Source organism: Bacillus sp. JJ1609, from assembly GCF_036967045.1.
Lineage (GTDB): Bacteria > Bacillota > Bacilli > Bacillales > Cytobacillaceae > Mesobacillus.
On the sequence record NZ_JBALSS010000004.1, the window covers coordinates 57211 to 69550 of the forward strand.

12 protein-coding genes are annotated in these 12340 nt (G+C 43.8%); 2 read left to right on the top strand and 10 right to left on the bottom strand.

What is annotated here, in order from left to right; translation table 11 throughout:
- Positions 1-27: 27 nt before the first annotated feature.
- Both V7654_RS02705 and V7654_RS02710 read left to right on the top strand, forming a co-directional pair.
- On the top strand, positions 28-468 hold the full coding sequence (locus tag V7654_RS02705) for a VanZ family protein (RefSeq protein WP_335428277.1): 441 nt from the start codon (positions 28-30) through the stop codon (positions 466-468).
- 332 nt (positions 469-800) lie between these two features.
- The gene (locus tag V7654_RS02710) at positions 801-1760 is read left to right on the top strand and encodes a nuclease-related domain-containing protein (RefSeq protein WP_335428278.1); all 960 of its coding nucleotides are present in this window, start codon (positions 801-803) and stop codon (positions 1758-1760) included.
- A 122-nt stretch (positions 1761-1882) separates the two neighbouring features.
- On the opposite strand, the gene spoIID is transcribed toward V7654_RS02710, so the two are convergent.
- From spoIID to nuoI, 10 genes are all read right to left on the bottom strand, one after another.
- Positions 1883-2911, bottom strand: a complete 1029-nt coding sequence (gene spoIID / locus V7654_RS02715) for a stage II sporulation protein D (protein ID WP_335428281.1) — start codon at positions 2909-2911, stop codon at positions 1883-1885.
- A gap of 252 nt (positions 2912-3163) precedes the next feature.
- The gene (gene murA, locus V7654_RS02720) at positions 3164-4471 is read right to left on the bottom strand and encodes a UDP-N-acetylglucosamine 1-carboxyvinyltransferase (RefSeq protein WP_335428282.1); all 1308 of its coding nucleotides are present in this window, start codon (positions 4469-4471) and stop codon (positions 3164-3166) included.
- Between the two features lie 32 nt (positions 4472-4503).
- Positions 4504-5247, bottom strand: coding sequence for a YwmB family TATA-box binding protein (locus V7654_RS02725; RefSeq protein WP_335428284.1), 744 nt, complete (start codon positions 5245-5247; stop codon positions 4504-4506).
- Between the two features lie 206 nt (positions 5248-5453).
- The gene (locus tag V7654_RS02730; protein WP_335428285.1) at positions 5454-5702 is read right to left on the bottom strand and encodes a DUF1146 family protein; all 249 of its coding nucleotides are present in this window, start codon (positions 5700-5702) and stop codon (positions 5454-5456) included.
- A gap of 278 nt (positions 5703-5980) precedes the next feature.
- The gene (nuoN, locus tag V7654_RS02735; protein ID WP_335428288.1) at positions 5981-7504 is read right to left on the bottom strand and encodes an NADH-quinone oxidoreductase subunit NuoN; all 1524 of its coding nucleotides are present in this window, start codon (positions 7502-7504) and stop codon (positions 5981-5983) included.
- A 6-nt stretch (positions 7505-7510) separates the two neighbouring features.
- Complete coding sequence (locus tag V7654_RS02740) at positions 7511-9031, bottom strand: NADH-quinone oxidoreductase subunit M (protein ID WP_335428289.1); 1521 nt, start codon at positions 9029-9031, stop codon at positions 7511-7513.
- Positions 9031-10893 (bottom strand): NADH-quinone oxidoreductase subunit L, encoded by a 1863-nt coding sequence (nuoL, locus tag V7654_RS02745; RefSeq protein ID WP_335428290.1) that lies wholly within the window; start codon positions 10891-10893, stop codon positions 9031-9033. The genes V7654_RS02740 and nuoL overlap by 1 nt, the downstream gene beginning before the upstream one ends.
- A gap of 153 nt (positions 10894-11046) precedes the next feature.
- Positions 11047-11361 carry an NADH-quinone oxidoreductase subunit NuoK gene (gene nuoK / locus V7654_RS02750; RefSeq protein WP_335428292.1) on the bottom strand — a complete coding sequence of 105 codons (315 nt, stop codon included), beginning with the start codon at positions 11359-11361 and terminating at the stop codon, positions 11047-11049.
- Complete coding sequence (locus V7654_RS02755; protein WP_335428293.1) at positions 11358-11879, bottom strand: NADH-quinone oxidoreductase subunit J; 522 nt, start codon at positions 11877-11879, stop codon at positions 11358-11360. Before V7654_RS02755 ends, nuoK begins: the two co-directional genes overlap by 4 nt.
- The gene (gene nuoI, locus V7654_RS02760; protein ID WP_207501336.1) at positions 11876-12295 is read right to left on the bottom strand and encodes an NADH-quinone oxidoreductase subunit NuoI; all 420 of its coding nucleotides are present in this window, start codon (positions 12293-12295) and stop codon (positions 11876-11878) included. The genes V7654_RS02755 and nuoI overlap by 4 nt, the downstream gene beginning before the upstream one ends.
- Between the last annotated feature and the right edge of the window lie 45 nt (positions 12296-12340).

A 12340-nucleotide genomic window follows, 5' to 3' on the forward strand; every position in this document is an offset into this window, starting at 1 on the left:
TATAACAATATAAAGTGAGGGTTTATCATGAAAAAGTTACTAGTATGGTTTTTGCGAATTCTTCCTTTTGCCTATATGGCCGCGATCTGGATTATGTCCAGCCTGCCAGATACCGCTGTAATTGAGCTTCCTGACCGCGGTGTCGACCGCTTTTTAAAAGAGTCGCTACATCTCGTAGAATTCGGGATTTTATATGTATTTCTCGTATTGGCGGCATTAACGACCCGTCGCTTCACACCGGCATTAAGCTTTATCTTCATGGGTGTGGCCATCTCGTACGGCCTGCTCGACGAGATTCACCAAAGCTTCGTCCCATACCGGTCCTCAACCGTCATTGATTTTGTAAAAGATGTAATTGGGGTTTTAGTGGCATCCCACTTTATTCATCACGCTTACTTTAGCGGCAAGTTTGTGAGGTTGGGAAGGGTTTTGCGTGGGATTGAGAGACGAGTTATAAGAAAACCATAGTTACAATATTGAAAGGCGCTGGCTTTGTTATGAAAGCCAGTTTTTTTTGGCTTTTTAAGGGGAAAATAAAGTGGTTTTTGCTTCAACTGGTATTAAATTCAGTTCAACTGGTATTAAAATGTTTCTAACTGGTATTAAACCATAACCAACTGGTATTAAATCGCTCTCAACCGGTATTATCCTTCATTATGGTTAATAGTTCATAAATAATTCACTCAATAAATGGTACCTTAACAGGTACTTTACAGCCAATTGTAGAATTCATACTAAAAACTATTAAGGAAGTGACCGTATTGATTGAAAAAGATAGATCATATCCTCTTCGGCTTATCATGTACGAAGCTTTACTGGAAAGAATCTTGAAAAACCATTCTAAAATCCCTTTGATTGAACAGGAATATAAAGGGTGGCGTGCGGGTTACAAAGGGGAACTGCAAACCGATTATCGCTTGAGCTTTCTGCCTGAAAAAGGCTTCTTTATATTCCGTGATTTACGCCTTGCAGATGGGGAATGGTACTTTCAAATGGATACCCTCATTTTAACTCTTCGTTATATCCTTCTTATTGAAACAAAGAACTACTCTGGAACCCTATTTTTTGATAAAGATTCCGAACAAATCATCCAAACAAAAGAAGAGATAGAAAAATCCTATGATAATCCTATCCTACAAGTTAGAATGCAATCCTGGCATTTGAAAAGATGGCTGCAGGAGCATAAATTCACTGTCCCTCCCATCTATCACTTTGTTACAATCAGCAATCCTTCTACTATTATCAAAACAAGTGATCGCTCGATAAATAAATTAGTAATAAAAGGGGATGTGTTATTAAATCGGGTGCTTCAGATTGATGAAATCAATTCAAATGCTGTTATTCCCGAAAAAGAGGCAAGAAAGTTATCCAAATTGCTCATAAAGAAACATACTCCTCACCATCCAGATATACTTAAACCTTATTCCCTCACTCAAGCCGATCTCCAATCTGGTGTTCAATGTCCATCCTGCTTTTCCTTTGGAATGACACGTGAAAAATGGATATGGAGATGTCCCGTATGCTCCCGAACTTCTAAAACGGCTCACTATAAGACTATTAAGGATTTTTTCCTTCTTATTAATCCAACCCTGTCTAATGCTGCATTTAGGGATTTTACTAAGGAAATCTCTCTGAGGGCTGCCACCAACATATTATCTTCGATGAACCTTCCTTATACAGGCAGTAAAAAAGGCCGCCTCTACCACATGCCAGATGATCTCGAATCCTTCTTCAACTTAAATTATTCCGCGAAAAAATAAAAAATCCCAATCCAACATTATCACGCTAAAAAGCCAGGGCGCACTTTGCCCTGGCAGTGTAATCTTCAGTTTCTGGAACCTCATGGGCTGGCTTTCCAACTACACGCAGTCCCAGCCTATTCCTACTTCCTCGCCGTAACCTTCGTCATCAAACTATCCGCAGAACTGATCTCTACACCCTTATAATAGTGCGTGACGATGTCTTTATAGGTCTTGCCCTCTGTCGCCATGCCGTTGGCGCCGTATTGGCTCATGCCGACACCGTGGCCGAAGCCTTCGGTGGTGATGACAACGTCATTGCCTTTTAGCACCCAGGAGAAGTCGCTGGATCTTAAATCGAGCTTTTCGCGGACTTCCTTGCCGGTTAAAACCTTTCCGCCTATATCAATCTTTCCAACGCGGTTGCCGGCTGTCCGTGTAATGACCTTTCCGATTGTAGAGGAATTCGGCAGCTTCACCCCGAGCTTTGTTTCCACTTGCGCGATCGTCAAAACGGTTTGGCTGCGGAACTTTGGCGATTTCAAGTCCCACGGGCTTTCAACGCTGCGCAGGTATGGGAAAGCATTGGCCCAGTATTCCTCCGAGTTCTCAGTGAAGCCGTTACTTGTAGAAAAGAAGGTTGCATCGATCGGTGCCCCGTCAAAAGTCAGAACCTGCCCGTCAGTTGCTTTTACAGCATCGGCAATCTTCTTGATTTTCCATTTATAATCAACGCCCCACTGCTTCTTCAGCTCTTCTTTATTTTTAAAGACCTGGTGGATGGTTGTATCGTTCAGCTGAGCTCCTGCGGGAACGCCTACTTTATTCGGGCTCATCATTTGTTTTACATAGTAGGTTCTCGCGGATAGCGCCTGCGCCTTCAATGCCTCCAGCTCGAATTCAGCTGGCATTTCGGCTGCTACCACGCCAATTAAGTATTCGTCCAGTGGAAGCTTCTCTGTCTTTGACAAAGCAGTCCGGTATACGGCCACCTCAACAGCCGAATCTGCGGACGGTACCGCTGAGACATCCTTCGCATCATTCTGGAGCTCTTCACCCAGCTTTCCGCCTGCCTTTTCTTCCATAAAAGGGAGGACGAGCATGGTTGGTATGAGGAGTGTGACAGCGAATAGGATAGCAGCTAGTACGATGAAAGGTTTGAATTTTAACATAGAAAAAGCCTCCATTATGAAATTAAGGCGGTTATTACCGTCTCAATTCATTCTTATGGAGGCGGACAAGCATTTATGACAAAATTTTTGATCAATCGCTATTTGGCAAAAATGATTGCCTTTTAAAAAAATGAAATTGGACAGTTATTTTATTACAAGAATTTACTCATAACCAAATCAGATCGTATAAAAAGAAAAAACCGCAGAACTATACTATTATGCACAATTCTCCGGTTTATTGGGTATGTTGATTTATGCGTTCATATCTGAAACGAGGTTCTCAGTCACTGGCATTTCTTCGATTTCGCTTACGCGTTCGATGTCTGCACCAAGGGCAGCTAGCTTAAGATGGAAATCAACGTATCCGCGGTCAAGGTGATACAGTTCTGTCACGCGCGTCATTCCATCGGCTACAAGGCCAGTCAGGATCAATGATGCAGCTGCACGCAAGTCTGTCGCTGCCACTTCTGCTCCCTGAAGGTCAGATGGTCCGTTCATGATTACAGAGCGTCCATCAATTTTAATGTTAGCGTTCATACGGCGGAATTCTTCCACATGCATGAAACGATTTTCGAATACCGTTTCTGTGATCATGCTTGTTCCCTGAGCGCGCAATAGCAGTGCCATCATCTGGGATTGCATATCCGTCGGGAATCCAGGGTGTGGCATTGTCTTGATATCAACTGCTTTTAGCGTTTCAGGTCCGATGACACGAAGACCGTCTTCTTCTTCAATGATTGTAACGCCCATTTCTTCCATCTTGGCAACTAATGAAGATAAATGTTCAGGTACAGCGCCTTTTACAAGGACATTTCCGCCTGTAATGGCAGAAGCAACCATGAATGTTCCTGCTTCAATTCGGTCAGGAATAATGTTGTGGTCTGCGCCAAACAATACTTCAACACCTTCGATACGGATTGTGCCTGTACCTGCGCCACGAACCTTCGCACCCATTTTGTTCAGGAAGTTTGCAAGGTCTACGATCTCTGGTTCTTTTGCGACGTTTTCCATGATCGTCGTGCCTTTTGCAAGAACAGCAGCCATCATGATATTTTCCGTAGCGCCAACGCTAGGGAAATCTAAATATATTTTAGCTCCGTGTAAGCCATTAACTGCTTCGGCTTCAATAAAACCGTTTCCTACCTTCACTGTTGCACCCATTGCTTCGAAGCCTTTAAGGTGCTGGTCGATAGGACGGGAACCGATTGCACAGCCGCCTGGCAGCGCTACGCGAGCACGGCCATTCCTGGCAAGCAGGGATCCCATTACAAGTACAGAAGCACGCATTTTACGAACATATTCAAATGGCGCTTCGATTTTTAACTCTCTAGATGCATCTACTGTTATTGTGTTATTTTTAAACTCCACTACGGCGTTTAAAGAACGTAATACTTCGTTGATGGTATATACATCGGAGAGAGTTGGCACATCACGAATTACGCTTTTTCCGTCACTTGCTAATAATGTTGCAGCGATAACAGGCAAGACGGCATTCTTAGCTCCTTCAACTTTTACAGAACCGCTTAGCCTTTGTCCGCCGCGGACGATGATTTTTTCCAAGTGTATTCCCCTCCGCGTCCAATTTCTCTATATTAATATTCAATCGTTATGATTGGTGTGCCAACTACAAGGGTAGTCTTACCGCCCAATCGTTCAGTTTTCCGTAATCCAAGCTGCATATTCATGTCATGTTCACTGCTCAATGATTTGTCGAATAAAGGCGAGAAAGCGGATGTAGAAATAAATGAATCCTCTTCTAATCCTTCAATTTCTTTAGCGTTAAATGCCTTTAGCAGTTTACTCTTATAAACAGGTAAAGCCGAGTCTATCTTATCATTGATAATGCCTTCGATACAAGAGAAAGTTGTGGCATTTCCTCGAAAAATGTCAAATATTCTGCTTGGTAAATTTTTGCTCAAAAAGGCTTCTGTATTTTTATTCCAAGACTGACCTCTGACTTCATACATGACATACGTATGTACCTGGCCGTTTGTGTCGGTAGAAATAATTTTAATTTTTTCGTGAAGCCGTGAAGACTTTGATACAGCAACGATTTCTCCATGGTTAGAATCATTGCTGACAGTCCATGTCCAATTTGGAAGCTTACCCTTCAAATCTTGGACCAGACCTTTTACATCTTCTTGATCATTTACATTTTCCAATGATTCCCTTGCATATAAAGACCACCCAGTGATCAAAATATTTTCGTTCTGCAAAACTGAGGCCAGAGTCTGGATCTCATGTTCAGCATCAGCTACAGTCGTTTTATTCCCAGCTTGAAGCACAATAAAACCAATAATGCCAAAAATTGATAAAATAAACGAAATTTTCTTCATGTCGATCTCACTCTCCCCTTATTACCATTGTTACCAGGAGAGCAAATCACATACTTGGGAATTCTCGTCACTTTCTGACACTATTTTTCGGGTCAACTTTGCCGGGTGTACGCTCTTTGTGAAAAAACAAACATGTACATACATAATAAACTGCAACAAATTGAATTTTACTCAATATTTGTCAATTTGAAAACATGTATGAAGACCTAATTTTTTACCAATTGAAAGATCATCGGCAGCTGCTGTGACCATTGGAGGTAATCAAGGAAGAAATTACTGACAGTGGAACCTAGCGCAATTGATGCAAAAATATATAAAACCCGGGCTTGAAGAACATGATTAGCCCTGAGCAGCTTTTCAAATTGAAGCGCCTGAAGTGCCCACCAGGCAAGCCCGATGAATGCTAAATGGGATATAATGCTGGTCAGTGCAAATGGACCAATACCTGAAATCATTTCTCTTCCCCCTTTTTCCCTTCTATTTTAACATACGGCCGATGCATACCTGTAATTAGACGGCACACGAGAATGAAAGTTACATTTTAAAGGAGAAAAACTTCATATATCATGTTAGCAACACGCAAAAAAGCTGGCCTGCGCATTCTCGCAAGCCAGCTTCCTTCACATTATTTTACCCCTTAGCCGTGTAGAATGGCCCCCGTGATGAATCAGATTTTCCCCAAAATCCGTTTCATGAAAGTTTCGAATTAGATCCTTTCAAGATCAAATAAGTCTTACCTCATAAAATCAACGAACTGATTGAAATTCGCATGCAGGAAGTCCAATGCCACATTTGGCATTACTCCGAACAGGATTGTTGCAGCAGCAGTAATGATGACAACTGCTGTAATTCCTGCCGGCATTTCGATTTTAGCGTCGTCCGCTGCCGGACGGAAGAACATCTGCGTCATAATTCCAAAGTAATAGAAATACGATACCACCGTTGTGGCAATCATAATCGATACAAGGACATAATGCGCCTCGTCGACCATCAATGCGCCCAAGAAGATATTAAGTTTACCGATAAAGCCTGCTGTACCTGGGATTCCTGCGAGTGACAGGATGAAGATTCCCATTGTGACCGCAAGCAGCGGTGCACGGCGGTAAAGGCCCGCAAAGTGGCTGATATCCTCTGAACCCGTCTTTGCTGTAATCAGCTGGATAATCGCAAATGCACCAAGGTTCATTAATACGTAAGCAAGCAGATAGAACCAGATCGAATCGAAGGTCACGAATGACATGGCCGTCAGTGCGACGAGTATATAACCTGCATGCGCGATGCTTGAGTAAGCGAATAGACGTTTAATATTGCGCTGTCTTAACGCAACCACGTTACCGATGATCATCGTTGCTCCCGCAAGGAAACCAATATAATCCTGGAGTGCGAACAACAGCGGAATTGGCTGCTCTCCTGCTTCACCTGGCACCGGAACATATCCGAATACGGATAAAAGAATTCGAAGGATGATCACAAATCCAGCTGTTTTTGACACAACACTCAAGAACGCAGTCACTGGAGTTGGAGCTCCCTGGTACACATCCGGCGCCCACATATGGAATGGAGCGGATGCAAGCTTGAATGAAAGTCCAATGAAAATCATGAAGAATGCCAGTCCAAGAAGGTAGATGTGCTGACCATCAGAGATGCCTCCGAAGACAGTGGCAATTCCTTTTAAATTTGTTGTTCCAGCCAAGCCGTACACATAGCTCATACCGAACAAAGTGATTGCACTTGAAATACCGCCGTTAATGACGTATTTCATCGCGGATTCGTTTGACTGAAGGTTACGCTTGCGCATACCCGCCAATATATAAGAAGGAATCGAAAGCAATTCAAGTCCGACGAACAAAGTAATCAAGTCGCCGCTTGAAGCCATCATCATTGCACCAAGCAATGCAGCGAGGAACAGGTAGAAAAATTCTCCTTTATAATCCTCGAGACCTTCATTGTGCGGAAAATCAATAGCCAAAAGCATGACGAGCGCCGAACCAACAAGCAGGATCAGCTTAAAGGCAATCGCAAACGAATCGAGCCTGAAGGTATCAAACAAGATTGACGTTGTTTCACTGCCGATTAACATCACCAATGAAATAATTGCTGCGAGAATACCGATAAAACCAATCCAGCCAAGCACTTTGCGGTCAACGTGCTTTGGCATGAATAAATCAAGAACTGACAGGGCTGTTGCTACTCCCAGGATGATGAATTCAGGAGTCATCGTTCCCCAATCAAATGATAGAAGCGTATCTAGATCCATCGTTCATCACCCCCCTATTCCCATCAAGATAGTTTCTAAAGTTGCCTGAAGCGGTTCACTCAGAACGTTTGGATATACTCCAATCAGGACGATCAAGCCAACAAGCACCAAAATCGGTGCCCATTCAAACGAGCGGACATCGGAAATACCGACAAATTCTCGTTCTGCTTTGCCGTACGTGATCGCAAGAACGGCGCGAAGCAGGTAAACGGCTGTCATGATGATACCGAGAGTACCAACCGCAGCAAGGATCGGCATTTCTTTGAATAGCCCAAAGAACGCCATGAATTCGCTGACGAATCCGGACATACCCGGCAACCCAAGTGACGCCATTGCGCCAGCAAGCAGGAAGCCTGAGGCAATCGGCATTCCCTTAGCAAGCCCGCCAAGGTTCGCTAGAGTAGTAGTGTGGGTGCGTTCATACAGCACTCCAACCAGGAAGAACAATAACGCTGAAATCAAGCCGTGTGATACGACCTGGAAAATCGCTCCTTGAATACCAGCTTCATTATTTGCCCCAAGTCCGATTAACACAATACCCATATGGGAAATAGAAGAGTAAGCAAGAACCATTTTGAAATCTGTCTGGATAAAAGCAAGAAACGCTCCGTACAGCAGATTGATAACGCCAAGTACTGCAAGCAGAACTGTCAATTGTTCAAATTGCTCTGGGAAGATTCCCATCCCGAAGCGGATTAAACCGAAAGCACCGATTTTCAAAAGAATCCCTGAGTGGATCATAACGATTGAAGGCGGCGCCTCTACGTGAACGCGCAGCATCCAGCTGTGGAGCGGAAAGATTGGCAGCTTTACGCCGAAAGCGACAAGCAGGGCAATCAATAATCCCATCTTCAGTGACTCTGATACCGGCGCTACTAATGTCGCATTTTCAGTGTTCAAAATCATTCTGAGCATTTCAATATTTGAAGTGCCTGTTCTTGAAAATAACACCATGATGACAATCAGCAGGATTGCTGAGCCAAGGCCGTTATAGATCAAGAAGCTGTAAGCAGCCTTTTCTCTTTCGTAATAGCCCCACTTCCCAATCAAGAAAAACATTGGGATCAGGGTGATTTCAAAGAAAAGGAAGAACAGGATCAAGTTTTGGGATGTAAATACTCCAAGCATGCCGATTTCAAGAAGCAAAAACAGCATGTAGTAGCCCTTCCATTCTTTCTTTATATGGAAGGATGCAAGAGCTGCAAGCGTTGCAATCACTGCCGTCAGTACGACCATGATCAGCCCAAATCCATCAATTCCTAGTTCATAATTGACGCTGAACATGCCAGATTGCTCGGCACTTTGTCCGCCAAACTGGATCCAGCGGAATTGTTCCGAAAAATTAGCAAGGTCTGCTCCGCCGCGATAGGAAAAATAGGCGATGAGAGCCAAAGCCAGCGACGGAAGTGTCGCTAAAACTCCAAGCATTTTGATTCCTGACTCATTTGCTTTAGGCATGAACGCCAAAAGCAGGATACCTAGTAAAGGGGAGAATACCAGCAAGGTAAGAAAATAGTTGAAATCCATTATAAATACCCCCCTGTTAACGCGAAGATGACCATCAGAACTGCCAAACCGACAAAGGCGATTGCGCCATATGTCTGTACCTGGCCGCTTTGAAGCTTAGCACCAGTTTTACCAAGAGCCTGGACAGAAGCAGTTGTCAGTTTCACTAGGCCTTCAACAAGGAAGAGCTCGATAAAGCGCAGGAATAAACTGATCCCTTTTGTTCCAAACACAATAGTCTGGCTGTAAATTTCATCGATAAAGTATTTGTTCTTAACGACGCTGTACGTAAGCGGAATTCTGCTGCTGAGCCAATCACGTGACAATGACTTTTTGCTGTACATCATCCACGCAAGCAGAATACCAAGCAGGGATACGACTGTCGCAACAACCATAATCCAAGCCGGACCTTCGATGTGTCCATGACCAAGCGCTTCATTTCCTTCTGTCAGCCAGTCGCCAAGGAAAGTGCCGAACCAAGGTGTGTTCACATAACCAGCGATAACAGCAAGAACACCAAGTACGACCATTGGCAATGTCATGACTGACGGTGATTCATGGACATTCTTCATCTCGCTGCGTGCCTCACCGGCAAAGACCATGAAGAACAGGCGGAACATATAGAATGCCGTGAAAAATGCTGCAATCACTGCTAGCCAGAACAAGACATAATTTCCGTGAGACCATGCAGCAATTAAAATTTCGTCTTTACTGAAAAATCCTGAAAATAATGGGACGCCGCTGATTGCCAATGTTCCGATCAGGAACAGAGGTCCAGTGAACGTAAGCTTTTTCCAAAGCCCGCCCATTTTCTCAATATCCTGAGTATGTACAGCATGAATGACGCTGCCTGCTGCAAGGAACAACAATGCTTTGAAAAAAGCATGAGTCATCAAATGGAATACTCCGGCAACATAGCCGGCAGACCCTAATGCGAGCATCATATAGCCAAGCTGGCTGACTGTTGAAAACGCAAGAACGCGTTTGATATCAGTCTGTACAAGACCAATCGTAGCGGCAAAGATAGCCGTAAAGGCACCAATGATCGCTACCGTCATCATGGCTGTTTCACTCGCATTGAATAGCGGGAACAGCGATGCGACTAAGTAAACACCCGCAGCAACCATTGTCGCTGCGTGGATTAACGCAGAAACTGGCGTTGGGCCTTCCATCGCGTCAGGAAGCCACGTGTGAAGCGGAAACTGACCTGATTTACCTACCGCCCCGATGAAAATCAGGATGGCTGTCAAGGTAATCATTGTGCCAGAAATAGCGCCTTCTTCTACTGCTGAAAATATCTCATCATATTCGAAGCTGCCAGTTTGCCAGAATAATAAAATCATCCCAATCAGCAGCCCGACATCCCCGATACGGGTCATGATGAAGGCTTTTTTTGCAGCCGCTTTGGCGCTTTCTTTGTAAAAATAGAATCCGATTAACAGGAATGAACCTACACCGACCAGCTCCCAGAAAATATAAGTCTGAAGAAGATTCGGCGAGATTACAAGACCTAACATCGCAAATGTAAATAACCCTAGATAAGCATAGAAAACCGGGATCCGCTCATCACCATGCATATATCCTTTTGAATAGGTATGTACAAGGAAGCTGACAAGAGATACGATCACCAGCATCAATGCATTTAATTGGTTTACTTCAAAGCCCGCAGTCAGTTGTAAATCCCCTATTGTCAGCCAGACGGTTTCGGCTTTAAAGGTGGACTCCGTCAAGCGCTCGAGAAGCACAAGGATGGAGTATACCAGTGAGGCAAGAGTCGCTAAAATTCCAACGAAAGCACTTGCTTCTTTGAGCTTTTTACCGAATAGAAGAAGGAATAAAAAGGATACAAGCGGGAACAGCGGAATGAGCCAAGCATTCTCCATTAATATCACAATCCCCTTTTTTGAACGGGCGTTGTCTATCATTTATACGTCCGTCAGATTGAGGCCCGCATTACACGGGGCAGTCCAGCTACAAGAAATGTTCCAAAATATCGCGCACACACATTTTTATGGTACGCTTTCCTTTTGATCGAATTAATTTTTGAGCTGATTCATTTCATCAACATTGACCGATCTGCGGTTGCGGTAAAGAGCAATCAAAATCGCTAGTCCCACAGCTGCTTCTGCTGCTGCTACCGAGATGGCAAACAGTGCGAAAACCTGGCCTGTGATGGAAGGGTTCAACCCGTATTTACTGAAGGTTACTAGATTGATATTGACTGCATTGAGCATCAATTCAATCGAGATCAACACGATAACTGTGTTCCGTTTAGTCAAAGCACCGTATAGTCCGATGCAAAATAGGATAAGTGCAAGTGCAAGAAAGGCTGAAACTGGAACAGAACTCATTCCTTATCCCCCTCCTTATCATCATTTCGCGCCAATACGATAGCGCCTACCAACGCGACAAGCAGTATTACGGATGTCAGCTCAAATGGAATGATGTATTTGGAGTAAAGCGCCATTCCGATTTGTTCTGTGTTATCTTCATGCAGCGTATTCGGGACTGCTTCAAAACTCAAGTCATAGATTCCGTAATAAACAGCTGAACCGAAGCCCAGTACGCCAAGAAGAACCAGGATCTTTCTCCATGGACTTGTTTTTTGCTCTTCATCGTCACTGTGGTGGCGGGTAAGCATGATTCCGAATAGCATGATGATCGTGATCGCTCCGGAATAAATCATGACCTGGATCACCGCTATGAATTCGGCTGATAACAAAATATAAATTCCTGCAATACTGACGAATGTAAAGACGAGTGCAACGACCATGTGGATGACCTTGGTAAGGTTCAATAAAAGCACGCCGCCGATTACCGCCACTAAAGCAAGTGACATAAACGCAAAAAATTCGCCTGATAACGTCATGCTTTATTCACCTTCCGTATATTCTCATCATTTTCGTCAAGCCATTCCAGGTTCTTAAATAAGTCATCCCGACTGTATTCAGCAAGCTCAAAGTTGTTCGTCATGATGATCGCTTCAGTCGGGCAAACTTCTGTGCATAGGTCACAGAGGATGCAAAGCTCGAAGTTGATATCATACGTATCTATGATTTTTCCTTTTTTCGTTGGATCAGGATGCTTTTTACCAGTCAAATTAATGCATTCTGTCGGACAAATGTTGGCACATTGATTGCAGACAATGCATTTTTCGGGATAAAACTTCTGAATGCCCCGGAACCGGTCCGGAAGCGGAATTGGCTCGTTCGGATAATCATAAGTGAGCTTTTCACGAGATAATTGTTTAAGGGTATAAGCTAATCCTTTAGTCCATCCTAGCACGTTATTCACCCCTTTTAATGCAGGAAGCAGAGGCGCTTTTTTAAA